The organism is Bosea sp. 124 (genome assembly GCF_003046175.1).
Lineage (GTDB): Bacteria > Pseudomonadota > Alphaproteobacteria > Rhizobiales > Beijerinckiaceae > Allobosea.
The window spans coordinates 4,358,412-4,383,671 of record NZ_PZZM01000001.1; the positions used below are offsets into that span (position 1 = coordinate 4,358,412).

Sequence of the window (25,260 nt, forward strand, 5' to 3'; positions counted from 1 at the left end):
AGGGGCGGGATAGTAACATCCTCGCAACCACGTCCGATCAGGGCTGTTTAACCTGAACAAGCGTTCAGATTTGGCCGTTAACGACCTGATGGCGAGCGTCGATCCATTGTGTTCCTGCAACGGGAACGTACCGGCATAAAACAACGCCGGACAGGGGTCGAACAATGATTGGTCATGAGCTTCGTGAATTCGTTGATCGTGTGATGGATCGTTTCGTCATCGACAATGAAGACGTCAGGTTTCTTCAGCATGATATTCTGGACGATGCGGTGCTGACGCGCGACACGATCGATGTGTTGATTGCGCTGGATCGGGCCGTGCCGGAGCGCTGCGAGGCTTTCGGCGACTATCTGGTGGCGCTGGTCGTCGATTTCGCGGTTTGGCAGAACCGGCCGACCGGCCTCGTCGACCGCGACAAGGCGCATTGGCTGGTGACGACGCTCTCGGCCGGCGAGGGGCCGACGCAGACCGCGCGGCGCATCGCCTTCGAGATCGTGCGCGAGGCGGAGCGCTGCGACGAGGTGCTGCTCGGCTTCGCGCTCGACAAGGGCGCCGCACAGCCGCAGCGCTTCAGCCCCGAGCGGGTCGTGCTGGCGAGCTGACGGCTCCGCCACGCCTGGTCGCATCGAGCCGGATATCGAAACCGGCCACCACCGACTTTCGCATCGGTGGACGCCGCGCGCGGCGTCCCATACACCGCACCCTGATCGATGCGCCCGCCGGACGCATCGATCAGGGTTTCGTCGTTGTGGCTGTGCGAAAAAGCGGTAGCCGGTTTTGTCCGACATGCTCTAACTGAGCATTCAGAGCGTGTCGCCGAAAAGCGGGAAGCGGGAAGCGGTTTGCGGACGGCGACAGGCTCGAGGCTTATGGAATCGATCACGTTTTGCGCATGCGGTCGGCATCGTCCGCATGCGTCGTCATCTGGACGGCCGGGGAGGCGCCACGCATGTTCTCGAAGATCCTGATCGCGAACCGCGGCGAGATCGCCTGCCGGGTCATCAAGACGGCAAGGCGCATGGGCATCAAGACCGTCGCGGTCTATTCGGACGCCGATCGGGATGCGCTTCACGTCGAGATGGCCGACGAGGCGGTGCATATCGGGCCGCCGGCCGCCGCTCAATCCTATCTGGTGATCGAGAAGATCATCGAGGCCTGCAAGGCGACGGGCGCAGAGGCCGTGCATCCGGGCTACGGCTTCCTGTCCGAGCGCGAGGCCTTCGCCCAGGCGCTGAAGGACAACGGCATCGTCTTCATCGGCCCCAATCCCGGCGCCATTGCCGCGATGGGCGACAAGATCGAATCGAAGAAGGCGGCGGCCGCCGCGAAGGTCTCCACCGTGCCCGGCCATCTCGGCATCATCGAAGACCCGGACCATGCCGTGAAGATCGCCGACGAGATCGGCTACCCGGTGATGATCAAGGCTTCGGCCGGCGGCGGCGGCAAGGGCATGCGCATCGCCCATTCCGCCGGTGAGGTGGCGGAAGGCTTCGCGCGGGCGAAGTCGGAAGCTGCGTCCTCCTTCGGCGACGACCGCGTCTTCGTCGAGAAGTTCATCGTCGATCCGCGCCATATCGAGATCCAGGTGCTGGGCGACAAGCATGGCAACGTGATCTATCTCGGCGAGCGCGAATGCTCGATCCAGCGCCGCAACCAGAAGGTCGTCGAGGAGGCGCCGTCGCCGCTGCTCGACGAGGCGACGCGCCGCAAGATGGGCGAGCAGGCGGTCGCGCTGGCCAAGGCGGTGAACTACGATTCCGCCGGCACGGTCGAGTTCGTCGCCGGGCAGGATAAATCCTTCTATTTCCTCGAGATGAACACGCGTCTTCAGGTCGAGCATCCGGTGACGGAGATGATCACCGGCGTCGATCTGGTCGAGGAGATGATCCGGGTCGCCTATGGCGAGACGCTCAGGCTCACCCAGGCCGATGTGAAGCTGGACGGCTGGGCGGTCGAGAGCCGCGTCTATGCCGAGGATCCGACGCGCAGCTTCCTGCCCTCGACCGGCCGGCTGGTGACCTACCGTCCGCCGGCGGAAGGCCCCGATGGCGACGCCACGGTGCGCAACGACACCGGCGTCTTCGAGGGCGGCGAGATCTCGATCTATTACGACCCGATGATCGCCAAGCTCGTGACCCATGCGCCGACGCGGCTTGCGGCGATCGAGGCGCAGGCGCGCGCGCTCGATGCCTTCGCGATCGACGGCATCCGCCACAACATTCCGTTCGTGTCGGCGCTGATGCATCATCCGCGCTGGATCGCCGGCAACCTCTCGACCGGCTTCATCGCCGAGGAGTTTCCCGAGGGCTTCGCGCTGCCGGCGCCGGAGGGCGAGGTCGCGTTGCGGATGGCGGCGATCACGATCGCCTGCGACCACAAGCTCAACCAGCGCAAGCGCCATGTCTCGGCGCAGATGGAGGGCTGGCGCAAGGTCTCGTTCGAGCGAACCCGCATCGTCGTTCTCGGCGGCGAGCGCTTCGAGGGCGAGGTGACGGAGCAGGGCGAGGCGGTGGTGATCAGCTTCGGCACGCGCAGCCTCGTTGTCGTCAGCGACTGGCGCCCGGGCGAGCCGGTCTGGCGCGGTACGCTCGACGGCGTCGCGGTGGCGGCGCAGGTGCGGTCGATCCTGAACGGCTTCTCGCTCGGCCATGCCGGCGCCTATGCCAACGCCCAGGTCCACACGCCGCGCGAGGCCGAACTCGCCGCGCTGATGCCGGAGAAGGTCGCGGCCGACACCGGCAAGTTCCTGCTCTGCCCGATGCCGGGCGTCGTCAAGGCGATCTCGGTCAAGCTTGGCCAGGAGGTCAAGGCCGGCGAGGCGCTCTGCATGGTCGAGGCGATGAAGATGGAAAACGTGCTGCGCGCCGAGAAAGACGCCACCATCTCCAAGATCCTGGCGAAGGAGGGCGATTCGCTCGCCGTCGACGCCGTCATCATGGAATTCGCCTGAGCGGCCTCATTGCGAGGGGCGAAGCGACGAAGCCATTCGGGGAACGCGGAGCGAGCCCTTCCGGAGCGCTTGCCCGCGCTCGCAATGCCGTGAGGGCGGCGATCCCGACTTGCCAATCGCGCCGGCCGCACTGACACTCCCGACGACGAGAACAAGGACCACGCCGCGCATGCTGACGATCTGGGGGCGGATCAGCTCCATCAATGTCCAGAAGGCGGTGTGGGCGGCAGGAGAGGTCGGCCAGAGCTTCGAGCGCATCGATTGCGGCGGAGCCTTCGGCGGCTTGCGCGAGCCGGTCTTCCTCGCCCGGAACCCGAACGCCCAGATTCCGGTGCTGGAGGATGGCGAGGTCTGCATCTGGGAGTCCAACAGCATCGTGCGCTATCTGGCGGCGCGTTACGGCTCCGGCTGGATCTGGGAGGAGGATCCCGCCCTGCGTGCCGACGCCGATCGCTGGATGGACTGGATGCAGTCGGAGCTGCAGCCGGCGCTGACGCCGGTGCTCTGGGGCGTCGTGCGCAAGATGCCCGAGTACACCGATCCGGAGCGGATCGCGGCCAGTGCCGCCAAGGCCGAAAAGCTGATGGAGATCCTGGACGCGCATCTTTCCACCCGCAGCTTCCTTGCCGGGGAGCGCTTCGGCATGGCTGACATCACGACGGGCTGTGGCGCGCATCGCTGGCTCAACATGCCGGTGGAGCGGATCGAGCGGCCGCATGTGCGGCGCTGGTACGAGACGATCTTCGCCCGCCCGGCCGCAAAGCCGGCGCTGGCCCTGCCGGTGACCTGACGTGACCGGCGCGCATCCCGATCCGGCGGTGCCGGGTGGCCGGATGAAGGCCCTGCTGGTGGCCGGGCTCGCCTTCCTCATGCTGCCTTTGCTTTGCGCTGCGCCTGTCGCGGCACAGGGGAGCCCGGCGGTCGCAGCCGACCGGGTGCAACTGGCCGCGTGCCTGCGCGACAGCCGTGGAAGCCTGCCGTCCTGCATCGGCTCGATCGCCATCTCTTGTGTGCGCGCCGCGAGCGGCGACCGCCGCGCTGCGGAGTTCAGTTGCGCAAGGCGCGAGGAGACGGTCTGGCGCGAGCGCCTGATGCAGGCGATGCAGTTGAGCGGGCGCACGCTCGATGCCGGGCAGCGCAGCCGGCTAGCGGCGCTGCATCTCGCATGGGAGGGTTTCATCGCCCAGAAATGCGCCTTCTATGGCGCGACCCAGCGGGAGGGCTGGCAAGTCGGCCGGCAGGCCGGTTGCGAACTGCGCGAGGTCGCGACGCGTGCGCTGGAACTGGAACGCGTCGCGTTGCAGCAGGCGCCGACACGCCGTCCGTCATCGCCGCCGCAGATCATCCGCTGAGCGGCCGTTGGCGCGCTGTCAGCTCTCGCGGGCTAGAAGCGGCTCATCCCTGCGGCGCGGAGGCAATGCATGTTCTTCACCCTCTCCAAGCTGGTCTGGTTCGTGTTCTCGCCAGTGAATCTGGCGGTCCTGCTGGCGGCGCTCGCGGGACTGCTGTCCTTCACGCGCTTCGCTCGCAAGGCGCGCTGGCTGGGGGGCGCAGCGCTTTTGGCCCTGGTGCTGATGGCGTTCAGCCCGCTGTCGCGCATCGTGGTGCGCCCGCTGGAAGATCGTTTTCCGCAGCAGGATGCGACGAAGGGGCCGGTTGCCGGTATCATCGTGCTGGGCGGGCCGATTGGTATCGCGCGGGGCGACGTGGTCTTGCTCTCGGCCGGGGCGCGCATCACCAAGGCCGTCGAACTCGCCCGGCTGCACCCGCAGGCGAAGCTCGTCTTCACCGGCGGCGCCGCCAATCTGATCTCGCCGGTGACCACGACCGAGGCGGACGGCGCGCGGCTGCTCTTCACCGGGCTTGGCCTTCCGCCGGAACGGCTGCTGCTCGAGGACAAGTCGCGCAACACGCTGGAGAACGCCGTCTTCACGCGCCGGCTGGTCGACCCCAAGCCCGGTGAGCGCTGGCTCTTGGTGACCTCGGCCTGGCACATGCCGCGCTCGATGGGGGTGTTCCGCAAGGCAGGCTTCGCCGTCGAGGCCTTCCCGGTCGACTATCTCTCCGAGGGGGAGCCGGCAGACTTCCTGCGGCCCCATCTGCGGGCGGCGGGCGGCCTCACCATCGCCGATGACGGCTTCAAGGAATGGGTCGGGCTCTTAGCTTATTGGCTGGCGGGCTATACCGACGCGCTGTTTCCGGGGCCTTGAGGGGCAGGAGGCCGTCCGCCTTGCTTCGACGGCCTGTTGCCGTCACTCGCCTTCCGGCAGCCTCAGCCGGTAGACGCCGCGGAAATCGTCGGGATCGACCGGGCGGCCCTTGCGGGTGATGACGATCTTGCCCTCCTTCATCAGCCTGACCGCGACACGACGGATCGGCTGCATCAGCGGGCCCCAGCCATCGGGGTGGTCGCCGCCGAGCGCGCGGGCGGCCTCCGAGGGGCAGATCGTGCGGCCTTCGCCGCGATCCGTCGCGAGCTTCAGGATCGTGGCCTCGAACTCGGTCTCGTTCGGATTGGTGGGCAGGTCGGGCTTGGTCATGAGGCGTCCGGATAGCGGAAGACGCGGGCGGCGTCGGAGGCGAATTGCCGCCGGTACATCGCCACCAGCACGGCGCCCGTGAAGAGAATGAAGGTGGTCGGGCCGAGGAACCAGCCCATATAGGCGAGTGCGAAGAAGAAGGCGCGCTGGCCGCGGTTGAAATGGCGCCCGCCCGCGATGTTCATCTCGGTCGCCTCATGGACGGCGCGCTCGGCATCCTTGGGGTCGTGGTTCTTGGCCGGGGGCAGGGAGCCAAGCAGGATGACGCAGTAGTTGAACAGCCGGTAGCTCCAGGCGAATTTGAAGAAGGCGTAGCCGAAGATCAGCGCGAGCCCGATCACCTTGAGTTCCCAGGCGGCGCGGGTCGGGGCGGTGCCGAAGGGCAGGTCGGAGAACAGGGCGACGACCCGGTCGGTCGATTGCAGCAGCGTCAGCGTGCCGCCGATGGCAATGAGCGAGGTCGAGGCGAAGAAGGCCGTGCCGTTCTGCAGGCCGTTCATGATCTGGGTGTCGACGATGCGGTTGTCGCGGGTCATCGATTCGCGAATCCAGCGGGCGCGGCGCAGGTTCATCCGCATGTTCAGGCTCTTGCCGGCATGCGGCCCCATCTCGACGGCGAAATGGTAACCGACCCATGAGGCGGCGAAGAACACCATGCCGATTATGTCGAGCGTTTCGAAACCGATCATGCCCATCCCCTAGAGGCGGATTCGATCAGGTCGAACCGACCTGATCGAATCCGCCTCTAAACTCCTGATAGAGAACGCGTGATCCGATCGGATTGCGCGGCAATCTGATCGGCGCGTGCTCTGGCGGCAGCTTGCGTCGTCCATGGGCGCTTGCCAAGGCTGGCGGCGAGCCCTGTCCCGGATTGACCTGCTTCGCCCAAGCCGACAAGGGTGTCGCTCATGAAAGCGGTGCATTCGCTGCACCCGGAACGGTTCGAGCAGTTTCCTTGTCCCATATCCTGATCGTTCTCGCCGTTGTCGCCTTCCTGTTCCGCAAGCCGCTCGGGCGGATCTTCGCGCGGCAGTTCCCCGACCGGGCCAAGCGCCAGCAGGTGCTCGGAACCGTCATCGCCGGCTTCCTGCTGGTGATCGCGATCAGGCTCCTGGCGCTGTTCTGGTAAGGGCGGCGCCGGCAGAACGTCTCACTTCGGAGCCAGCGCCCTCGGGCGGACGCCCTTGACCGGCCCTGGCGGCAGATCGCTCGCATCCGGGTTCGGCGACTTCAGATCCAGTGCGGGCTTGCTCAGAAATCGATTCAAGCCGGCTACATAACTCTCTGGCAGAGACCAGTGTTTGGCGCTGGCGATCACCGTCTCCAGATAGCCCGGCTTCGGCTTTCCGACCTCGCCGGAGCGGCCGATATAGACCAGCGCGCGCTTGGCGCCGCCCGGCACGATCACCGGCTGGCTGATCTTGACGTAGAGCCCGCTCGCCAGTTCCTCGAACTTGTCCAGCGTGCGGATGTCGCCCAGCGCGCAATCCCAGAGCACGCCATGGACCTCCTCGCGCGGGTCGCGGATGACCGAGGCGTAGCCGTCGCGGGTGACGATGAAGCGATGGCGCGGCAGCCGCGCCAGACCGAGCGCCGTCGAACGCGGGCAGCGCTGCGCCATCCCGGCGGGGTCCATGTTGAGGCCGTAAGCGAAGTAGAGGGGCATGAATGCCTTGCGTCATTCTCGGGCGGAGCGCAGCGCAGACCCGAGAATCTCTTGGCCAAGGGCGCGCTTGTTTCAGGCAGGAGCCTTCGTGTCATGAGATGCTCGGGTCAAGCCCGAGCATGACGGTCTGCTGCCTCGTCACTTCGTCTTCTCGAACAATTCCCGCCCAATCAGCATCCGCCGGATCTCGCTGGTGCCGGCGCCGATCTCGTAGAGCTTGGCGTCGCGCAGCAGGCGGCCGGTCGGGTAGTCGTTGATGTAGCCGTTGCCGCCGAGGAGCTGGATCGCGTCGAGCGCGATCTGCGTCGCCTTCTCGGCCGAGATCAGGATCGCGCCGGCGGCGTCCTCGCGGGTGGTCTCGCCACGGTCGCAGGCTTTCGCGACGGCATACACATAGGCCTTGCAGGCGTTCATCATCACATACATGTCGGCGAGCTTGCCCTGGACGAGCTGGAACTGGCCGATCGACTGGCCGAACTGCCGGCGCTCATGGACATAGGGCATGACCACATCGAGCGCCGCCTGCATGATGCCGAGCGGGCCGGCCGAGAGCACGACGCGCTCATAGTCGAGCCCCGACATCAGCACGTTGACGCCGCGCCCGACGCTGCCCAGCACGTTCTCCTCGGGCACCTCGCAGTCCTCGAAGACGAGTTCGCAGGTGTCGGAGCCGCGCATGCCGAGCTTGTCGAGCTTCTGGTGGGTCGAGAAGCCCTTCATGCCCTTCTCGATCAGGAAGGCGGTGATGCCCTTCGAACCGGCTTCCGGGTCGGTCTTGGCGTAGACCACCAGCGTCTCGGCGATCGGGCCATTGGTGATCCACATCTTGTTGCCGGTCAGAACGTAGCGGTCGCCGGTCTTGACGGCCCTGGTCTTCATCGAGACGACATCGGAGCCGGCTCCCGGCTCGGACATGGCAAGCGCGCCGACATGCTCGCCGGAGATCAGCTTCGGCAGATATTTCGCCTTCTGCGCGGCGCTGCCGTTGCGGGCGATCTGGTTGATGCAGAGATTGGAGTGGGCGCCGTAGCTCAGGCCAACCGAAGCCGAGGCGCGTGAGACCTCTTCGATCGCGACGACATGCTCGAGATAACCGAGCCCCGAGCCGCCGTCCTCATCCTTGACCGTGATGCCATGCAGGCCGAGTGCGCCCATCTGCGGCCAGAGATCGCGCGGGAACTGGTTCGTCGCGTCGATCTCCTGGGCGCGCGGGGCGACCTTTTCCTGCGCGAAGGCATGGACCGTGTCGCGGATCGCGTCGGCGGTCTCGCCGAGGTCGAAATTGAAGGGGCGGGGCGCGTTGGCGAGCATGAGGGCCTCCCGGCTTGTGCGTGACGCTGAAGCGTCGTTGCCAGCGTTATAGCGCGGATGGCGCTGAGTCAGTGCAGGCAAGTCGGTGCGCTGGCCTGCGAACCGGGTTGGTATCGCTGCGCAGAGATGACGAGCGCCGGTGCGTCAGCCGCCGATCACGCCGCGGCGCCTGAGCAGGACCAGTGTCAGGAGCGCCGCGCAGATGCAGGCGAGGGCAACGAAGAGCGCTCCAAGATCATGCTCCATCCAGGGCAGGCCCTTCACATTGATGCCGAACAGGCCGGTGATGAAGGTCGCGGGCATGAACAGCGCCGTCAGGATCGAGAGCACATAGAGCTGGCGGTTGGTCTGGCTCGCGGTTCGGGCGGTCATCTCGTCCTGGAGAAGCCTGGCGCGGTCCTGCACCGACTGGACGTCGTGATGGAGCCCGTCGATGCGCTGCAGCAGGCGCGCGGCGGCCGCCTTGACCTCGTCGGGCGCCTTGCGGCCGGAATTCGTCTCGGCGAAACGCCGAAACAGCAGGTGCAGCCCCCCGAGCTGGCGGTGTAGTCTCACCGCCATGCGGCGCACGGCGCCCACCTGCGCCGGCGCGTCGTCGAAGCGGTCGGCCAGCACATGATCCTCGACGCTGTCGGTTTCATCCATCAGCCGCACGACCGCGTTGGCCACGTCGTCGATGATGTATTCGATGATCTGCTCGAAGAGCAGGACCGGACTGCCGACCTCCTCGCCGCGATTCAGCGCGTCGGCAGCGAGCCGGATCGACTGCAATGCGTCGCGCCGCCCTGTCAGCAGCAGCCGCTCGCCGACGATCCAGTAGAGTGCACCGACCCTGTCCGAGTCGGAGGCGATGTCCCGGACGAGGTCATGGGAGACGCCCCAGACCAGGCCGGCGGAATGGTCGAGACGCTGATGGCTTTCCGGCGAGACGAACATCTCCTCGGCGCCTGCCGGCAGCCAGGGCTGCTCGGTGATCCAGGCCTTGGCGCGGCTGTGGACGAGGTCAAGATGGATCCAGACGAAGCCTTCGGCGGGATCGACGCCGGGAACGCTCTCGCGTTCGATCAGCGCGGGCACGCCCTCGCCATCGAAGCGATAGGCCCAGACGATGCCCAGGCGGGATTGCGCATCGGCAATGGCGGTCGGGGAGGTCATCGGGCTGCTGATCGGCGAACGGGCTGGCGAGGCCGCGAGCCCTGCGCCCGCGCGATGACGGTTCGATGACAGTGCCGGCAGGATGACGTCGCCCGTTCGACGAGATCATCCTGCCGGCGGCGTCAATCGTTATGCGCGGTGCGCTGCGGAATCCCGGCTGGCGGGGCGAGGCGCAGCGGCGTGGCGCCGGCTGCCTTCGGCGCGCGCGAGCCGGCCGAGGTCGCGGGCGGCCTCTGGCTCGCGACTTTCGGCTCGCCGCCATGCCATTTGCGGGCGCCGATGTCGAAGCGCCCCTCGCGCCAGGCCAAGAACTGCTGCTCGGTGCCGAAGAAGGCGTTGCGATCGACGTCGCCGGTGATGCCGGGCACGCGGCCGGTGGTGGTGAATTGCCAGAACTCCCACTGTTCGCGCTTGTAGCGATGGCGCAGCGGCGCGGCCGTGGAGCGCAGCCAGTAAGGGTAGTCGTTGAACTCGCCCTCGAGCACGTCCTCGTGGAAATTGATGTCTGTGTAGATGATCGGTTTCTTGCCGGTGTGCTCGTGCAGCGCCGCGAGCATGATGCGCATCTTCTCCAGTGCATCCTCGCGCGAGACCTTGCGGGTGCATTGGGAGCCGTTCTGCCACTCCACGTCCAGAACCGGGGGCAGGGCGTCCTTGTCGCGCGGGATGTGGCGCTTCATCCAGCGCACCTGCTCCCTGGCCGGCCGGCACCACCAGACGAAATGATAGGCGCCGCGGGCGACGCCCGCCTTCTTCGCCTCGGCCCAGTTCTGCCTGAAGCTCGGATCGAGATGGTCGCCGCCTTCCGTCGCCTTGATGAAGGCGAAGCGGGTGCCGGCGTCCCTGACCTGGTTCCAGTCGATCTCGCCCTGCCAGCGCGACACGTCGATGCCCTGGATCGCCTGACGACGCGCATCGCGGACGCCGTGATGGGGGGCGGAGTCGCTCTTCTTGGGATAGAGCGCAGCGGCGGGCGCGGCCAGGCAGGTCAGCAGGCCGCCAAGCGCCAGCGCGCCGAGTGTCGTCCGCTCCAGAATCCTCGATCGCACCGGCATCTCCTTCTCCTGCGTCGCCCTCCGAGATGGGGAGGTCGTGGTTAAGGGCCGGTTAGATTTGGATCGAATGCGCCGGGCTTGTTTCAGCTTTGGTTAACCGGGGAGGGCCGGCGACCGACGCAGGCTCCGACGGGAAGCCGCTCACTCGGTCTCGGCGACTTCGTCGTCCGGCGGCTGGAAGGACGAAGAGATGGGCGCGACGCTGCCCGGAATCCGCGCGACGGCCGGAGAGGTCGTCGGCGCGGCCGGGCGTTCGGGGCCCGGGCTCGGCTGCGGCGGCACGGGCTTCTGCTTGTCCCAGCGCCGCGTGCCGATGTCGAACTCGCCAGTGCGCCAGCCGACGAATTCGCCGTCATTGCCGAAGAAGGCGTTGCGGTCGACATCGCCCTTGATGCCGGGAATGCGGCCGGTCGTGGTGAACTGCCAGAACGCCCAGGGCCGGTTGGCGTAGCGCGTTTCGGGCAGGGCCGCGGTCGAGCGAATCCAATAGGGGTAATCGTTGAACTCGCCCTCCAGCACCTCCTTGTGGAAGGTGATGTCGGTGTAGATCACCGGCTTCTTGCCGGTGAGCTGCTCGAGCTCGGTCAGCATCAGCTTGATCTTCTCAAGCGCCAGCGACCGCTCGATCTTCTGCGGGCAGGTCTTGGAGTGGCCGTTCCATTCGACGTCGAGCACCGGGGGCAGGGCATCGGGGTCGTTGGGTATCTGCTGCTTGAACCAGACAGCCTGCTCGTGGGCCGGGCGGCACCAGTAGACGAAGTGGTAGGCGCCGCGCGGGATGCCGGCACGGCGCGCGCCTTCCCAGTTGCGCAGGAAGGCGGGGTCGACATGGTCGCCGCCCTCGGTCGCCTTCATGTAGACAAAGCGGGTTCCGGCGCCCCTCACGGCGGTCCAGTCGATGTCGCCCTGCCAGCGCGAGATGTCGATGCCGTGGATCGGGTAGCTGTGCGCCTGCGCCACGCCCGGATGCGGGCGCGCGTCGCCCTTGGCGGGGTAGTGACCCTCCATGGCCACGCAGCCGCCAAGGACCGCGAGGGCGGCGGCGGCGAGGAAAGTTGCGGGCTTCACGATGGTCATGCGGCGAAGGATCATGTCGCGCAAGATCGTGGAGAAAACTTGACGGCCCGTTTACGCTAACGGAATTCGCGCACCGCCTTCGGCCCATCGTGCCTCAGCCCACGTGCCTCCGCCCGTCTTGCCTCCGCCCGTCTTGCCTCCGCCCGTCTTGCCTCCGCCCGTCTTGCCTCCGCCCGTCTTGCCTCCGCCCGTCTTGCCTCGCGCGCCTTGTCTCAACCTTGGGCGAGCCAGAGCGCAGCGACGCCGAGAAAGGCGAAGAAGCCGACGACATCGGTGACGGTCGTGACGAAAGTTCCCGATGCGATTGCGGGATCGATCTCGTAGCGGTCGAGCAGCACCGGAATGGCGACGCCGGCCACGGCGGCAGCGAGCAGGTTGAAGGCCATCGCGATGGCGATGACCACGCCGAGGCCCGGACTCGCGAACCAGAGCGCGGCGACGCCGCCGGTGATCAGCGCGAAGCCGACGCCGTTGATCAGACCGACGATCATCTCGCGGGTAAAGAAGCGGCGCAGGTTCCAGGCGCCGAGTTCCTGCGTCGCGAGCGCCCGCACCGCGACGGTCATCGTCTGCGTCGCAGCGTTGCCGCCCTGGCTCGCCACCACCGGCGCGAGAATCGCGAGCGCCACGACCTGGGAGAGCTGCGCCTCGAACAGGCTCATCACGGCAGCGGCGAGGAAGGAGGTCACCAGGTTGATGAAGAGCCAGCTGAAGCGGCTGCGCGCGATCTTCGGCACCGGGTCCGAGAGTTCCTCGTCGGCATGGACGCCGCCGAGCTGCTTGACGTCGTCGTCGGCGGCGTCCTCGATCACATCGACGATATCGTCGATGGTGATGACGCCGACGAGCCGCCCGGCACCGTCGATGACGGGCGCCGCGATCAAATTGTAGCGCTGGAACAGCCGCGCCACATCCTCGATGTCGTCGGTCGCCTTCACGGCGCGGCTGTCCTCGTCGACGAGGGTTGCGATCGCGACCGGGCGCTGGGTGCGCAACAGCCGGTCAAGCGGCACCGAACCGACGAAGTGATGGGCCGGATCGGCGACGAGTATCTCGAAGAAGCGCTCGGGCAGATTGTCGGTCTGGCGGAGATGATCGATCGTCTGGCCGACTGTCCAGAAGGCCGGCACGGCGAGGATCTCGCTCTGCATGCGCCGGCCGGCGCTGTCCTCGGGATAGTCGAGGCCCTGCTGCAGGACGATGCGCTCAGCCGGGGTGAGCCGGTCGAGCACCTCCTGCTTGTCGGCCTCGTCAAGGTCTTCGAGAATGTAGACCGCGTCGTCGGTGTCGAGGTCGCGGACGCCCTCGGCGACCGTCTGGGCCGAAAGCTCCTCGAGAATCTCTTCGCGGACCGAATCATCGACCTCCGTCAGGGCGGTGAAGTCGAAATCCGGGCCGAGCAGCGAGATCAGCCGCGGCCGCTCCTCAGGGTCGAGGGCTTCCAGCAAGGCGCCGAGATCGGCCTCGTGCATGTCGGCCACGACGGCGCGCAGCGTCGTCAGGTCGGAGAGCAGCAGTGCCTGCGAGACCTGCTCGACGAGGCCGGCGTCGATCGCCCCGTCCTCGTCGCGGATCGGGCGCTCGAGCGTCTCGCCCGGAGCCTTTTCGGTGTCCGTCATGGGCCCGCTCCGCGCTTCGAGACTCAAACAATGGGTTCGGCCGAAACGGATTCGACCGGGTGCCTGCCGCCCTTGTGTCAGCGGCCTCCCTCCGTTGCAATGCAGCAGGGCGCTTTCGCGGCAAAAAGCCGGCCCCGAAACGCGAACGGCGACCCTTGCGGATCGCCGTTCGCCGGGCCGAGGCCCTCAATCTGGTGCGGTCAAGAGGACTCGAACCTCCACGGGTCTCCCCGCTACCACCTCAAGGTAGTGCGTCTACCAATTCCGCCATGACCGCGGCGTCGAAGCGTCCCGCCGTGGCGGTGAACTCCGGAGCGGCGCGGGTCTAGCAAATCGAATCCGTCGCCACAAGGGCATTGCGCAGGAAAAGACGATCAGGCTGCCGCGGCGACGGTCTGAAGTGTGTAGACCGTCGGCCGTTTCAGCATCTGCGTGATCTCGACGGAGATGCGGGAGCCGCTGACGACGACGATACCCTTGGCGAAGGGGTGATTGTTGGCGAGAATCTGGACCTCGTCGGTCTCGCTGGCATTGAGCTCGATGATCGCGCCGCGGCCCATGCGCAGGAGCTTGTAGATCGGCATCCGGGCGGAGCCCAGCACCACCGTCAATTCGACAGGTACGAGATCGAGATCGGCCTTCAAGTCCTGCCTCCGAAACCCTACTTCAGAATCCAACCAACGAAACTTGCCTGTTGCCCCGCCAGGGAGCATGAGGCTGGCCGCCGCTTCGATCCCGAGGTTGGGCCGAACAGGGTTAATGCGCAGTGAAGACGCGCGACGCGCTCGCCGAAATGTTCCTGTCCTCCGCCGGCTCCCCGGCGGTCGAATGGGTCGTGGCCGAGGGGCTGACCGGCTATGACGCCGCCGTCGCCGAGATGGAGATGCGCGCCGGGCTGATCGCCGACGGGCTGGCGCGCGAGCGGGTCTGGCTGGTCGAGCATCCGGCGCTCTATACCGCCGGCACCTCGGCGAAGGATGAGGATCTGATCGCGCCGGAGCGTTTTCCGGTGCATCGCAGCGGGCGCGGAGGGCAGTTCACCTATCACGGGCCGGGTCAACGCGTGGCCTATGTCATGCTCGACCTGAAGCGGCGCGAGCCGGATCTCCGGCGCTTCGTCGCGGCGCTGGAATCCTGGCTGATCGCGACGCTCGACGGCTTCAACATCCGGGGCGAGCGCCGCGAGGATCGCGTCGGCGTCTGGGTGCGCCGACCGGAGAAGGCAGAAGGCGCCGAGGACAAGATTGCCGCCATCGGCATCCGCGTGCGGCGCTGGGTCTCGTTCCACGGCATCTCGCTCAATGTCGAGCCGGAGCTGGCGCATTTCGACGGCATCGTGCCCTGCGGCGTCAGCGACCATGGCGTGACCTCGCTGGTCGATCTCGGCCTGCCGCTGACGATGGCGGATGTCGATTCGGGGCTGCGGGCCGAATTCGAGCGCATCTTCGGGCCGACCGTCGCCGCCTGACATCGCGCGGACATCGGCCGGTTTACCTCTTGTTGACCATGCGCTGCCCATCCTGCCCGTCGAAGACAGACGGAGAGGAAGGGGACGACATGACGAAAATCATGCTTGCGGCTGCCATGGTCGCGTGCCTTGGGGCCTGTACCACCACCGACCAGCGCATCGCCGGTGCGGCGGCGGGGGCGGGAGCCGGCGCGATCGTGCTCGGGCCGATCGGTGCGGTCGCCGGCGGCGCGATCGGGGCGGTGGCGGGGCCGACCGTGACGGGCTCGATCAACAAGGCCCAACAGTAACAGGCGCAATCGTAACGCACGGCGACGGCGTCGGGGATTTCCGCTCTCGGCTCTGAGCATCCCCGCCGGTTGGCGTTTGCCGCGCGGCGCGCCATAACCCGGTGCAGCAACACCGCCTGGGAGCGCACCGTGCCGGTCATCGAGAGCAAGGTCGATCTGAATTCGGCCGAGACGCGCGCCAATGCCGAGGCCTGGAACGGGCTGCGGTCCGAGCTTCAGGAGCGGCGCGCTACGGCGGCGCTCGGCGGCAATGCGAAGGCGCGCGAGCGCCACACCGCACGCGGCAAGCTGCTCCCCCGGGAACGCGTCCTGCGCCTGCTCGATCCGGGCTCGGCCTTCCTCGAAATCGGCTCGCTCGCAGCCTTCGGCATGTATGAGGGCGACGTCCATGGTGCCGGCATGATCGCCGGCATCGGCCGCGTCGCCGGACGCGAGGTGATGGTCGTCTGCAACGACGCCACCATCAAGGGCGGCACCTATTACCCTATGACGGTGAAGAAGCATCTGCGGGCGCAGGAGATCGCGCGCGAGAACCGGCTGACTTGCGTCTATCTGGTCGATTCGGGCGGCGCCAACCTGCCGCACCAGACCGAGGTGTTCCCGGACCGCGAGCATTTCGGCCGGATCTTCTACAACCAGGCGACGCTCTCGGCGGAAGGAATCCCGCAGATCGCGGTCGTCATGGGCTCTTGCACGGCCGGCGGCGCCTATGTGCCGGCGATGTCGGACGAGACGATTATCGTCAAGAATCAAGGCACTATTTTTCTGGGCGGCCCGCCCCTGGTGAAGGCCGCGACCGGCGAGGTCGTCTCGGCGGAGGATCTCGGCGGTGCCGACGTCCATGCCAGACTGTCCGGCGTCGCCGACCATTATGCCGGTGACGACACCCATGCACTCGCCATCGCGCGCCGCATCGCGGCCAACCTCAACAGCGTCAAGCGGCCGGACCTCGACATCGCCGAGGCAACCGAGCCGCTCTACGATCCGGCCGAACTCGAAGCGGTCGTCCCGACCGACCTGAAGAAGCAATACGATATCCGCGAGGTCATCGCCCGCCTCGTCGACGGTTCCGAATTCGACGAGTTCAAGAAGCTCTATGGCACGACGCTGATCACTGGATTCGCCCGCATCCACGGCATCCCGGTCGGCATCATCGCCAATAACGGCATCCTGTTCTCCGAAAGCGCGCTGAAGGGCGCGCATTTCATCGAACTCTGCTGCCAGCGCCGGATTCCGCTGCTCTTCCTGCAGAACATCACCGGCTTCATGGTCGGCCGCGACTTCGAGACGCGCGGCATCGCCAAGGACGGGGCGAAGCTCGTCACGGCGGTCGCCTCGGCGCGGGTGCCGAAGATCACCGTGCTGGTCGGCGGCTCGTTCGGCGCCGGCAATTACGGCATGTGCGGCCGGGCCTACTCGCCACGTTTCCTGTTCACCTGGCCGAATTCGCGTATCTCGGTGATGGGTGGCGAGCAGGCGGCGAGCGTGCTCGCCACGGTGCGCCGCGACAACATCGAGGCGGACGGCAAGAGCTGGTCGAGCGAGGAGGAAGAGGCGTTCAAGGCGCCGATCCGCGATGGCTACGAGCGCGAGGGCTCGCCCTATTTCGCCACCGCCCGGCTCTGGGACGACGGCATCATCCTGCCCTCGGAAACCCGCCGCGTGCTGGCGCTGGCCTTCTCCGCCTGCCTCAACGCGCCCGTGCCGGAGACGAAGTTCGGCGTGTTCCGGATGTAACGCCGGCGCCGCCGCTGCCGGTTCAAGATCAGGCGCGGGGAACCCTCTCCTGCAAGGAGAGGGCAGGGTGAGGTGTCGGCCGTTAGACCAGCGAAATGCGGTTGCTGCGGTCAGGTTGCCTCACGGACATGCGAGACATTCAGAGCAGCACGGCCAGCGCCTGTGCGAATTTCACGAAAATCCAGCCCTTGCTCAACGGCAATTGCCGCGACGATCGGTGAGTGAAAGCGGCCTGCAATGGACGCGATAGCGCGGGTCGAGCCGTCTGTTGCTTCGGCAGCTTCCTATGCCGGAACGACAGGCAGGTGCGCCAACTGGGCGCCGACCTCATAATAGGCTTCTCTCCACTCGCGGAATGCCGGCGCACCCACGTCCGATACCGGTAGCGGCATCCCCTCGAGGCTCGTTTCGCCAAGAACAAGCCGGGCGAGCTCGCGCCCGAAGACAGTCCCCGGCGCGATACCGCGTCCGTTGTAGCCGTTGATGCCGATGGCGTTGGCGTTGGCACCATAGGTGTGAAGCCGAGGCAAATGATCGGGCGTCATACCGATCTGGCCGTACCATTCGGTCTCGAACTCGACATCACCGAGTTGCGGAAACAACTTCCTTATATGCCGCTTGGCCCAACCGCGGTGGATGCCGAGCCCTGTCGATCTGAGAGCACCGACACTTCCGACAATCAGCCTGCCTTCGGCGTCGAGCCTGAAGCCGCTCAGGATGGTTTTCGTGTCCCAGCCCGCTCCGCCATTCGGCAGAATGGTCTTGCGGAGATTGTGGCTCAGCGGTGGTGTCGAGATGTGGAAATAGGGCAGGCGCACCTGCTCCTCGCGTATCATGGACGTCGGGCCGGCAGAATAGGCGTCCGTCGCCAGGATCAGCCACTTCGCACTGACGCTGCCGCCAGCGGTTCTGACATACCAAGCTTCGCCGCTGCGCTCGAAGGACGTCACCGCGCTGCGCGTATGGATCGTCGCGCCTTCGCTGATCGCTGCCGCTGCGAGACCGCGGGCATAGGCGAGCGGCTGGATCGTTCCGGCTCGGGGATCGAACAGTGACGCCCGATAGCCGACGGCGCCGGTCCTTGCCTGAGTTTCCTCAGTGCTCAGCAACTCGACCTTCGCGCCAAGTCTGCTCCATTGCACCTGCCGCGCCTGAAGCTGCTGCAGACCGCTGGGACCGACCGCACAGTGATAGGTACCGCGATGGTCGGCCTGGCACTGCATTCCATAGTGTTCGGTCAAGGCGAAGACCTCGCGCGGCGCGTCCCCGAGCAACTGGATCAAGCGATTGCCATAGACTTGGCCGAGCGTCGCGATCAGATCATCGGGCATCACCCAGAGCCCGGCGTTGACGAAGCCTGAATTGCGGCCGGACGCGCCGAACCCGATCTCGACCGCCTCGAGCACAATGGCTGATCTGCCGGCCTTCGCCAGATGGAGGGCCGCCGAAAGGCCGGTGTACCCAGCTCCAACGATGACGACGTCGGCGGAGACGCTCCCGCCAAGGACCGTTGTCGGCGGTGCGGGAGGTGCCGAGAGTTCCCAGAGCCCGTGCGAACGCTTGTCCTCCAGCATTGAAACGGCTCCATGTCGTCAGATTGGCAGGGAAGGCGCGGCGCAGATCGGGACCGCCCTTCGTCGTCAGGCTTTCGCGTGGTCGTCGGGGTGAGCCATTTCGCAGAATTTGCCGCCAAGATAGCGCCCGGCAGGCGATATCGGGTCGAGTGCGGGCGATTTCGCTTCGACATCGGCCCGGAACGCCTCCGAGCTGTCCTGCGGTCGATAGCCGAGATGGTTGGCGCCGCTATTGTCGACGGCCTTCACGGCATTGTCCGAGGTGCCGAAAGAAATCGTGTGGCCGACGAAGGGAGCGGTCAGCGATGCCGTGACGAGGCGTACGCAATCGGCAAAGGACAGATAGGACCACAGCATCCGGCGGTCGACCGGCTCCGGGAAGGACGAGAAGATCCGCAGGCACGCCGTCTCGATGCCGTACTTGTCCCAGTACAGCCGGCTGAGGCTCTCCACGAACGTCTTGCCGACGCCGTAGAGGCAATCGGGACGGACGGGCGCATCGACCGATATCTGCGCCCCGATCTCATGGAAGCCGATGGCATGCACCGACGAGGCGTAGACGATGCGTTTGACGCCGTGTTTCCGGGCACCCTCGTAGACGTGGTAGGAGCCGCGGATACTCGAATCGAGGACGATCTGCCATTCCCGCTCGGTCGGTGCGCCGCCGAAATGCACGATGGCGTCGCACCCCTCGGTCGCGGCCATCGTGGCTTCCATGTCCGAGAGGTCGAAGATCGCCTCTTCCTCGTGAGCGGCGAGCGGCCCGAGCGGCTCGCGATCGGCGAGGCGGATGATACGGGCGAGTGGCGCAAGGCCGGCGCGAAGCTGCGAACCGAGACGTCCGGCCGCTCCGGTGATCAGAATGCGGTTATACTGCGGCATGCAATCCTCGCTTCCGACTGCCGCATCGCGAGAGTGCGGCGGCGTTGGGGCATCTGACTTGAACTACGCCACCGCGCGTCATCATCCGGTTGGTGGCGGGCCACCGCGCTTCAGACAAGCGTCTGGCGTCACATCGGTTCAATCGCGCATCCTCGCGGCCAAGCCGTCCGCTCCACGCGCGAGAAGAACGGCGTCGGATCCGCAAGCGACGAACGAAAACCCCTCGCCCAAAAGGCTTTTTGCGAAGGCCGGATCGAAGACCAGTGTGCCGACCGCGATGCCGGACTTGATCAATTTCTGCGCTGCCGGGCGGATCAACTCCCAGACTGCAGGGTCCGTGGGCTTGCCCAGAAGGCCGATGTCCGCCGCAATATCGGCAGGCCCGAAGAATACGCCGTCCACGCCGGAGACACGGCCGATCTCCAGCGACTGCTCGACCGCCGCGCGTGTTTCGACCTGAACGATCACGGCGGTTTCGTCACCGACCCGGCTGAAATAGTCGGTCATCCTGCCGAACGCATTGGCGCGCGTGCAGCCGCTGACACCTCGGATACCGTGTGGCGGATACCGGGTTGCAGCAACCGCCGCCTCGGCTTCGGCCGGGGTCTGAACCATCGGGAAAAGCAGCCCTGGCGCACCGAGATCAAGCAGCCGCTTGACCAGCACCGCGTCGTTCCAGTCCGGGCGCACGATGGGTGTGACCGGATAGGCAGCGAGTACCTGCAACTGCGCCATCACGGAATTCAGGTCGTTGGGCGAGTGTTCCGTATCGATCAGCATCCAGTCGAAACCTGAACTCGCGACAGACTCTGTGGCGAAGGCGCTTGCGAGGCTGAGCCAGAGCCCGATCTGGGGTTGCCCGCCCCGTATCGAAGCCAGGAACCTGTTCGCGGGCAGTTGCATCGCCTTGCTCTCCGTTCAGCAGATTATCGCGCGCGCGAGCCTATCGCGGCAGCTCGCCGCGGCGGGCGATGGCTTGCACTTCGACCACGCGCTCGTGGGACAGGCCGTACTCGGCGCCAGCGGCATCGGCGGAGATGTACCCCAGCGCCAGGTCACGCTCGACGCTGCCGATGTCCCGCTCTGCCGCGGCGCCGTAGCCGGCGCCGCCTGGGAACGCCATCACGACCTTGCGGCCATGCGGGACGAACTGCTTGCCCTTGCCCTTCATCGCCGTACCGTCATCGAGCGCGATCGTCGTCGGGGCACCGGCGCCGCCGCCGCGACGGCCGCGAGCGGGATGGTGGACGCGGTCGAACATCGCTTGCATGTCGAACTCGTAGCCTTCCCAGGCCCCGACCTCCATGTGCTGGCCGAGACCGCCGCGCTGGCGGCCGTTGCCGCCGGAGTCGGGCCGCAATTCCTTGCGCCAGACGATGACCGGGCCAACCTGTTCGGTCGCCTCGACCGGCATCGTCATAACGCCGGATGGGAACGCCGTGGCGCTCATGCCGTCGAGCGTCGGGCGCGCGCCTGAGCCGCCCGAATTGAAGGTCAGGACCTCGGCGCGAACGGCGTCCGACGGTGCCGGAGCATCGTGGCGCGGTCGCAGCGAGACCTGGAAGTTGCAGAGGCTGCCGGCGCCTTCCGCCGGCGCGACGCCGGGCAGGATCTTGTCGAGCGCGTCATAGATCGTATCGGGCACCATGTGGCCGATGATGTGGCGCAGCGCGACCGGGGCCGGCCAGACCGCGTTGACGATGGTGTGCTCCGGCGCCGTGATCCGGAACGGCTCGAGCGAGGCGGCATTGTTGGGGATCTCGGGCGCGATCGCGCATTTCAGCGCATAGCAGGTATAGGCCTTGGTGTAGACCAGCGGCACGTTGATGCCGTTCTTGTCGACGCCGGTGGTCCCTGCCCAGTCGCAGAGCACGCCGTCTTCTTCGATCGTGATCTTGACGCACAGGTCGATCGGGCGGCTGTAGCCATCGATCCGCATATGGCCCTCGGCCTGGGCACGCGGCAGCGCCGCGATCTTGTCGAGCGTCGCCTGACGGGAATTGGTCAGGATGAAATCGGAAATGCCTGCGAGATCTGCGAGCTTGAACTCGACCATCATGTCGATCAGGCGGCGATGGCCGATCTCGTTGCAGGTGGCCAGCGCGTAGATGTCGCCGACGAGCTGGTCGGGCTCGCGGACATTGCCGCGAATGATCATTTCAAGCGTGTCGTTCACTGCTCCGCGATCGACGAACTTCATGATCGGGATATGCAGGCCTTCCTCATAGACGGAATTTGCATCCGCGCCGAAGCCGCGGCCGCCGACATCGACGACATGGGCCGTGCAGGCAAAGAAGCCGACCAGCTTCTTTTGATGAAAGGACGGGCTAACAATCGTGATGTCGTGCAGATGGCCCGTGCCCTCCCAGGGATTGTTGGTGATGTAGACGTCAGCTTCACAGATGTTGTCGCGCCCGATTCTGCGGATGAAATGCGCAACCGCGTCGGCCATGGCGTTGACATGGCCCGGCGTGCCGGTCACCGCCTGCGCCAGCATCAGGCCCTTTTCGTTGTAGACGCCGGCCGAGAGATCGCCCGCCTCGCGCACCGAGGTCGAGAACGAGGTCCGGATCAGCGCCTGCGCCTGTTCCTCGACCACCGAGATCAGGCGGTTCCACATCACCTGATGGGCGACTTTCGAAATCTCAGACATGAGCGACCTCCTTCGCGTTCGCCGCGTGAGAGGCGGGTGTGGCTTGCTGCAGGCGGATGTCGATGCAGCCGTCGGTCAGGGTGACCGCCTGGCGGCTCGAAGGCAGGATGATCGTGGTTTCGTCTTCGGTGATCACGCTGGGGCCAGCGACTTCGCTGCCGGTCGGCAGATCGTCACGGCCAAAGGCGGAGGCCTCTACGCGCTTGCCGAGGCCGGCATCGAAGAAGCTGCGCACGGCTCCGGCGGTCGCGGCCTTTGTCTTCCCCAGTGCGGCGACCGCCTCGACCGGCGTCGCGGGGGTATGGGCGTTGACCGACCAGACAGTGATCTCGGCTTCGAGCCCGCGCACCGTGCGGCCGAACAGGTTGATGTATTCCCGCTCGAAACGCTGGAGGATGACGGCCGGATCGGCCGCGCGCGCCTCCTGCGAGGTCAGCGTCACCGGAATTTCCCAGCCCTGACCGGCATAGCGCATATAGACCTTGTAGTCGGTCAGGATCTCGCCGCTCCAGCCGCAGGAGCGGACGACGCGCGTGGCCTCCTGCTCCATCTCGTCGAAGAGCCTAGTCACGCGCTGCGTGTCGAAGTGCGACAGCCGCATGAACAGGGTCCGATTGGCCTCGAAGCTGAACGGCGCCCGCAGGAAGCCGATAGCCGAGCCGACGCCGGCGCCGGGCGGAACCAGGCAGCGCGAGATGCCGAGTTTTTCGCAGAGCCTGCCGGCATGCAGCGGAGCCGCACCGCCAAAGGCGATCATGGTGTAGCCGGACAGGTCCTCGCCGTTCTCGACCGCGTGGACACGGGCCGCATTGGCCATGTTCTCGTCGACGACCTCGGCGACGCCCCAGGCGCTTTCCTGCGCGTCCATGCCGAGCTTGCCGCCGATTTCGGCGTCCAGCGCGCTGGCCGATTCATCGGCGTAGAGCTTGATCGTGCCAGCCGCGAAATTGTCGGGGTCGATCTTGCCGAGGACGACGTCGGCATCGGTGACGGCCGGGCGCTTGCCGCCGCGGCCATAGCAGGCCGGGCCGGGCTCGGAGCCGGCGCTTTCGGGGCCGACGCGGATCTGTTTCATCGAGTCGACATGGGCAAGGCTGCCGCCGCCGGCGCCAATCTCGACCATGTCGATCACCGGGATCGAGATCGGCATGCCCGAGCCCTTTTTGAAGCGGTAGGTCCGCGCCACCTCAAAGACCCGCGCCGTCTTGGGCGTGTAGTTCTTGATCAGGCAGATCTTGGCGGTCGTGCCGCCCATGTCGAAGGACAGGACCTTGGTCAGGCCGTGCCGGGCCGCGATGTCGGCCGCGAAGACCGCGCCGCCCGCAGGGCCGGATTCGACAAGACGGACGGGGAATTCCGAGGCGCTTTCCAGCGAGATGATGCCGCCGCCCGAATGCATCAGGAAGATCGGGCAGGATGCGCCCTCCGCCTCGAGCCGGCCCTTGAGGCGGACGAGGTAGCTCTTCATCAGCGGCTTGATGTAGGAATTGGCGATCGTCGTGTTGAAGCGCTCATATTCGCGCATCTGCGGCGAGACTTCCGATGACAGCGAGATCATGACGCCGGGCAGCCGCTCCGCCAGCACCTTCTGAATCAGGCGCTCATGGGCGTCGTTGACATAGGAGTGGAGCAGGCCGATGGCGACGCTCTCATAGCCGGCCTCGCGCAGCTCGTCGGCGAGCGTCTCGACCTCGGAACGGGCGAGCGGGATCAGAACCTGCCCGCGCGCATCCATCCGTTCCTTGACCGTGTAGCGGCGGTTGCGCGGCAGCAAAGGCTGCGGCAGCGTCATGTTGAGATCATATTGCTCGAAGCGGCTCTCCGTCCGCATCTCGATCACGTCGCGGAAGCCCTCGGTGGTGATCAGTGCGGTCTTGGCGCCGCGGCGCTCGATCAGCGCATTGGTCGCCAGCGTCGTGCCGTGGATGATCTGGACGATCGAGGAGACCGGCACGCCGGCCTTGGAGCAGACCCGGTGCATGCCCTCGATGATCGCATCTTCCGGCGCGGAATAGGTCGTCAGGACTTTCGTCGAGAAGCGCTGGCCGTCCAGCTCGAGGACGACGTCCGTGAACGTCCCGCCGATGTCGACCCCCATTCGGGCCCCGAGAATGGACATGGTTACTTCGCCTCTGTTGCCTGATCCTCAAAAAGGATAGGAAGGCCCACCGATGCCGTCGAATTATTATTATCTATATTATTTGATAGAGAACGCTTATCGGTACCCGCCATAGAGCCTCCTATCGGCCCATCTGCCCACTGCCGTTGCCGTGGTGCTGGTGCGCTGCCTGTTCCCCGGCCAGTTCGGCCGCGCGCTTGAGCAGAAAACTGGCAGGTGTGTGGGCGTATGACGCTGTGAAAATCAGGGCGGTCGGCTTCCACTCATAAGGGAATTCGACAAGCTCTCCGCTGTCCAGGTACTTCTCCACCAATGTCCGCGACATCGGCGCGATGCCCAGGCCATCGAGGGTCATCTGCAGGCTGGCAGCGAGGTTGCTCGATGGCACGATTCGAACCGGCTGCTCGAAGCTGTCGCGGAAATGCGCGGAGAGTTCGACGAAATGGCGCGTGTTGCGCGCATGGGTGAGGATCGTATGCGAGGCGAAGGTCGCGATATCGGAGCCGACGAGCCCGAGGCGCGGTGACGCGACCCAAAGATAGGGCACGGAGCCGAGCTCGACATTGGTGATGTTGAAGTTCGAGATCGGGCCGTTGAGCAGGCACAGATCCAGTGCTCGCGAGACCAGCTCCTCGCGCAGGTTGACGGTCAGGTCGACCTTCAGCTCGACATCGATATTGGGGAACACCTGCCGCAGGGCGAGCAGATACGCGCGCAGCCAGGTCTGCGCGATCAGTTCGGTCACGCCCAGCCGCAGGATGCCGATCTGCTGGTCGGAGCGGATCGACTGCTGCGAGAACTCCTCCGAGGCCTGCAGGACTTTCTCGGCATGGCTCAACAGCGAGTGACCGATCGGGGTCAACGCGACCGAGCCGGAGTCGCGATGAAACAGCCTGACGCCCAGCGAGGCTTCGAGCTGGGAGATGCGCACCGAGATATTGGGCTGCGTGGTGTTCAGGCGCTCCGCAGTGCCCCTGAAACTGCCGAGTTTGGCGACCCAAACGAAGCTCTCGAGCTGCTTCAGGGTCCAATTCGGCATCGGGCCTCCAAAACGCCGCCTCGGCGGCATGCAAATTTTGAGCCAAATTCTGGATCAATAAACAAACTATATCGCAAGAACTGCAAATTTCAATTGGATGCTATCGGCAGAACAGGTTGGAGTGT

General features: G+C 66.1%; 24 protein-coding genes and 1 tRNA gene. 9 read left to right on the forward strand and 16 right to left on the reverse strand.

The genetic code is table 11. The features are described from left to right. Nucleotides 1-203: 203 nt before the first annotated feature. From C8D03_RS20725 to C8D03_RS20745, 5 genes are all read left to right on the forward strand, one after another. Entirely contained in the window at nucleotides 204-602 is a 399-nt protein-coding gene (locus C8D03_RS20725; RefSeq protein WP_108049270.1) for a hypothetical protein, read from the forward strand. A 347-nt stretch (nucleotides 603-949) separates the two neighbouring features. Beyond that, the gene (locus tag C8D03_RS20730; protein ID WP_108049272.1) at nucleotides 950-2,950 is read left to right on the forward strand and encodes an acetyl-CoA carboxylase biotin carboxylase subunit; all 2,001 of its coding nucleotides are present in this window, start codon (nucleotides 950-952) and stop codon (nucleotides 2,948-2,950) included. Between the two features lie 169 nt (nucleotides 2,951-3,119). Then, entirely contained in the window at nucleotides 3,120-3,740 is a 621-nt protein-coding gene (locus tag C8D03_RS20735; protein ID WP_108049274.1) for a glutathione S-transferase family protein, read from the forward strand. Nucleotide 3,741: 1 nt separating this feature from the next. Beyond that, nucleotides 3,742-4,302, forward strand: a complete 561-nt coding sequence (locus C8D03_RS20740; RefSeq protein ID WP_146170243.1) for a DUF1311 domain-containing protein — start codon at nucleotides 3,742-3,744, stop codon at nucleotides 4,300-4,302. A gap of 69 nt (nucleotides 4,303-4,371) precedes the next feature. Then, a complete protein-coding gene (locus C8D03_RS20745; RefSeq protein WP_108049277.1) occupies nucleotides 4,372-5,160 on the forward strand; it encodes a YdcF family protein in 789 nt (262 codons plus the stop codon). 42 nt (nucleotides 5,161-5,202) lie between these two features. On the opposite strand, the gene C8D03_RS20750 is transcribed toward C8D03_RS20745, so the two are convergent. Together C8D03_RS20750 and C8D03_RS20755 are read right to left on the reverse strand one after the other, a co-directional pair. After that, nucleotides 5,203-5,490 (reverse strand): DUF3253 domain-containing protein, encoded by a 288-nt coding sequence (locus C8D03_RS20750; protein WP_108049279.1) that lies wholly within the window; start codon nucleotides 5,488-5,490, stop codon nucleotides 5,203-5,205. Then, nucleotides 5,487-6,179 (reverse strand): DUF599 domain-containing protein, encoded by a 693-nt coding sequence (locus tag C8D03_RS20755; RefSeq protein WP_108051859.1) that lies wholly within the window; start codon nucleotides 6,177-6,179, stop codon nucleotides 5,487-5,489. The genes C8D03_RS20750 and C8D03_RS20755 overlap by 4 nt, the downstream gene beginning before the upstream one ends. A 266-nt stretch (nucleotides 6,180-6,445) precedes the next feature. Here C8D03_RS20755 and C8D03_RS26530 point away from each other — a divergent pair, with 266 nt between their 5' ends. After that, entirely contained in the window at nucleotides 6,446-6,619 is a 174-nt protein-coding gene (locus C8D03_RS26530; RefSeq protein ID WP_181301141.1) for a hypothetical protein, read from the forward strand. Between the two features lie 21 nt (nucleotides 6,620-6,640). On the opposite strand, the gene C8D03_RS20760 is transcribed toward C8D03_RS26530, so the two are convergent. The 8 genes from C8D03_RS20760 to C8D03_RS20795 all read right to left on the reverse strand — a co-directional run bounded on the left by C8D03_RS20760 (nucleotide 6,641) and on the right by C8D03_RS20795 (nucleotide 14,017). Then, entirely contained in the window at nucleotides 6,641-7,156 is a 516-nt protein-coding gene (locus C8D03_RS20760) for a gamma-glutamylcyclotransferase family protein (protein ID WP_108049281.1), read from the reverse strand. A 138-nt stretch (nucleotides 7,157-7,294) separates the two neighbouring features. Next, nucleotides 7,295-8,467 (reverse strand): isovaleryl-CoA dehydrogenase, encoded by a 1,173-nt coding sequence (locus C8D03_RS20765; protein WP_108049283.1) that lies wholly within the window; start codon nucleotides 8,465-8,467, stop codon nucleotides 7,295-7,297. A gap of 144 nt (nucleotides 8,468-8,611) precedes the next feature. Then, nucleotides 8,612-9,622 (reverse strand): CorA family divalent cation transporter, encoded by a 1,011-nt coding sequence (locus C8D03_RS20770; RefSeq protein WP_108049285.1) that lies wholly within the window; start codon nucleotides 9,620-9,622, stop codon nucleotides 8,612-8,614. A 122-nt stretch (nucleotides 9,623-9,744) separates the two neighbouring features. After that, nucleotides 9,745-10,677: a glycoside hydrolase family 25 protein gene (locus C8D03_RS20775; RefSeq protein ID WP_108049287.1), complete on the reverse strand. Its 933-nt coding sequence runs from the start codon at nucleotides 10,675-10,677 to the stop codon at nucleotides 9,745-9,747. Between the two features lie 141 nt (nucleotides 10,678-10,818). Continuing rightward, a complete protein-coding gene (locus C8D03_RS20780) occupies nucleotides 10,819-11,754 on the reverse strand; it encodes a glycoside hydrolase family 25 protein (protein ID WP_248308553.1) in 936 nt (311 codons plus the stop codon). A 212-nt stretch (nucleotides 11,755-11,966) separates the two neighbouring features. Further along, entirely contained in the window at nucleotides 11,967-13,373 is a 1,407-nt protein-coding gene (mgtE, locus tag C8D03_RS20785; RefSeq protein ID WP_108049289.1) for a magnesium transporter, read from the reverse strand. Between the two features lie 192 nt (nucleotides 13,374-13,565). Beyond that, nucleotides 13,566-13,650 (reverse strand) — tRNA-Leu (locus tag C8D03_RS20790). 97 nt (nucleotides 13,651-13,747) lie between these two features. After that, on the reverse strand, nucleotides 13,748-14,017 hold the full coding sequence (locus C8D03_RS20795) for a FliM/FliN family flagellar motor switch protein (RefSeq protein ID WP_248308554.1): 270 nt from the start codon (nucleotides 14,015-14,017) through the stop codon (nucleotides 13,748-13,750). 149 nt (nucleotides 14,018-14,166) lie between these two features. Here C8D03_RS20795 and lipB point away from each other — a divergent pair, with 149 nt between their 5' ends. The 3 genes from lipB to C8D03_RS20810 all read left to right on the forward strand — a co-directional run bounded on the left by lipB (nucleotide 14,167) and on the right by C8D03_RS20810 (nucleotide 16,868). Beyond that, nucleotides 14,167-14,841 carry a lipoyl(octanoyl) transferase LipB gene (lipB, locus tag C8D03_RS20800; protein WP_108051861.1) on the forward strand — a complete coding sequence of 225 codons (675 nt, stop codon included), beginning with the start codon at nucleotides 14,167-14,169 and terminating at the stop codon, nucleotides 14,839-14,841. Nucleotides 14,842-14,930: 89 nt separating this feature from the next. Next, the gene (locus C8D03_RS20805) at nucleotides 14,931-15,131 is read left to right on the forward strand and encodes a hypothetical protein (protein WP_146170244.1); all 201 of its coding nucleotides are present in this window, start codon (nucleotides 14,931-14,933) and stop codon (nucleotides 15,129-15,131) included. Between the two features lie 129 nt (nucleotides 15,132-15,260). Next, a complete protein-coding gene (locus C8D03_RS20810) occupies nucleotides 15,261-16,868 on the forward strand; it encodes a carboxyl transferase domain-containing protein (protein WP_108051862.1) in 1,608 nt (535 codons plus the stop codon). Between the two features lie 284 nt (nucleotides 16,869-17,152). Here the strand turns inward: C8D03_RS20810 and C8D03_RS20815 are convergent, their stop codons facing one another. The 6 genes from C8D03_RS20815 to C8D03_RS20840 form a co-directional block, all read right to left on the reverse strand. Continuing rightward, on the reverse strand, nucleotides 17,153-18,442 hold the full coding sequence (locus C8D03_RS20815) for an NAD(P)/FAD-dependent oxidoreductase (protein WP_108049295.1): 1,290 nt from the start codon (nucleotides 18,440-18,442) through the stop codon (nucleotides 17,153-17,155). A 66-nt stretch (nucleotides 18,443-18,508) separates the two neighbouring features. Continuing rightward, entirely contained in the window at nucleotides 18,509-19,324 is an 816-nt protein-coding gene (locus C8D03_RS20820) for an NAD-dependent epimerase/dehydratase family protein (protein ID WP_108049297.1), read from the reverse strand. A gap of 138 nt (nucleotides 19,325-19,462) precedes the next feature. Beyond that, on the reverse strand, nucleotides 19,463-20,227 hold the full coding sequence (locus C8D03_RS20825; protein WP_108049299.1) for an HpcH/HpaI aldolase family protein: 765 nt from the start codon (nucleotides 20,225-20,227) through the stop codon (nucleotides 19,463-19,465). Nucleotides 20,228-20,267: 40 nt separating this feature from the next. Further along, on the reverse strand, nucleotides 20,268-21,977 hold the full coding sequence (locus C8D03_RS20830; RefSeq protein WP_181301143.1) for a hydantoinase B/oxoprolinase family protein: 1,710 nt from the start codon (nucleotides 21,975-21,977) through the stop codon (nucleotides 20,268-20,270). After that, a complete protein-coding gene (locus C8D03_RS20835; protein ID WP_108049301.1) occupies nucleotides 21,970-24,096 on the reverse strand; it encodes a hydantoinase/oxoprolinase family protein in 2,127 nt (708 codons plus the stop codon). The genes C8D03_RS20830 and C8D03_RS20835 overlap by 8 nt, the downstream gene beginning before the upstream one ends. Nucleotides 24,097-24,217: 121 nt before the next feature. Further along, a complete protein-coding gene (locus tag C8D03_RS20840; RefSeq protein WP_181301145.1) occupies nucleotides 24,218-25,135 on the reverse strand; it encodes a LysR family transcriptional regulator in 918 nt (305 codons plus the stop codon). Nucleotides 25,136-25,260 lie beyond the last annotated feature (125 nt).

Excerpts from the sequence above, each read along its gene's own strand:
- C8D03_RS20725 (WP_108049270.1), top strand. The coding sequence starts at position 204 with ATGGATCGTTTCGTCATCGACAATGAAGACGTCAGGTTTCTTCAGCAT.
- C8D03_RS20730 (WP_108049272.1), top strand. The coding sequence starts at position 950 with ATGTTCTCGAAGATCCTGATCGCGAACCGCGGCGAGATCGCCTGCCGG.
- C8D03_RS20735 (WP_108049274.1), top strand. The coding sequence starts at position 3,120 with ATGCTGACGATCTGGGGGCGGATCAGCTCCATCAATGTCCAGAAGGCG.
- C8D03_RS20745 (WP_108049277.1), top strand. The coding sequence starts at position 4,372 with ATGTTCTTCACCCTCTCCAAGCTGGTCTGGTTCGTGTTCTCGCCAGTG.
- C8D03_RS20750 (WP_108049279.1), bottom strand. The coding sequence starts at position 5,490 with ATGACCAAGCCCGACCTGCCCACCAATCCGAACGAGACCGAGTTCGAG.
- C8D03_RS20755 (WP_108051859.1), bottom strand. The coding sequence starts at position 6,179 with ATGATCGGTTTCGAAACGCTCGACATAATCGGCATGGTGTTCTTCGCC.
- C8D03_RS20760 (WP_108049281.1), bottom strand. The coding sequence starts at position 7,156 with ATGCCCCTCTACTTCGCTTACGGCCTCAACATGGACCCCGCCGGGATG.
- C8D03_RS20765 (WP_108049283.1), bottom strand. The coding sequence starts at position 8,467 with ATGCTCGCCAACGCGCCCCGCCCCTTCAATTTCGACCTCGGCGAGACC.
- C8D03_RS20770 (WP_108049285.1), bottom strand. The coding sequence starts at position 9,622 with ATGACCTCCCCGACCGCCATTGCCGATGCGCAATCCCGCCTGGGCATC.
- C8D03_RS20775 (WP_108049287.1), bottom strand. The coding sequence starts at position 10,677 with ATGCCGGTGCGATCGAGGATTCTGGAGCGGACGACACTCGGCGCGCTG.
- C8D03_RS20780 (WP_248308553.1), bottom strand. The coding sequence starts at position 11,754 with ATGACCATCGTGAAGCCCGCAACTTTCCTCGCCGCCGCCGCCCTCGCG.
- mgtE (WP_108049289.1), bottom strand. The coding sequence starts at position 13,373 with ATGACGGACACCGAAAAGGCTCCGGGCGAGACGCTCGAGCGCCCGATC.
- lipB (WP_108051861.1), top strand. The coding sequence starts at position 14,167 with ATGTTCCTGTCCTCCGCCGGCTCCCCGGCGGTCGAATGGGTCGTGGCC.
- C8D03_RS20805 (WP_146170244.1), top strand. The coding sequence starts at position 14,931 with ATGACGAAAATCATGCTTGCGGCTGCCATGGTCGCGTGCCTTGGGGCC.
- C8D03_RS20815 (WP_108049295.1), bottom strand. The coding sequence starts at position 18,442 with ATGCTGGAGGACAAGCGTTCGCACGGGCTCTGGGAACTCTCGGCACCT.
- C8D03_RS20820 (WP_108049297.1), bottom strand. The coding sequence starts at position 19,324 with ATGCCGCAGTATAACCGCATTCTGATCACCGGAGCGGCCGGACGTCTC.
- C8D03_RS20825 (WP_108049299.1), bottom strand. The coding sequence starts at position 20,227 with ATGCAACTGCCCGCGAACAGGTTCCTGGCTTCGATACGGGGCGGGCAA.
- C8D03_RS20830 (WP_181301143.1), bottom strand. The coding sequence starts at position 21,977 with ATGTCTGAGATTTCGAAAGTCGCCCATCAGGTGATGTGGAACCGCCTG.
- C8D03_RS20835 (WP_108049301.1), bottom strand. The coding sequence starts at position 24,096 with ATGTCCATTCTCGGGGCCCGAATGGGGGTCGACATCGGCGGGACGTTC.
- C8D03_RS20840 (WP_181301145.1), bottom strand. The coding sequence starts at position 25,135 with ATGCCGAATTGGACCCTGAAGCAGCTCGAGAGCTTCGTTTGGGTCGCC.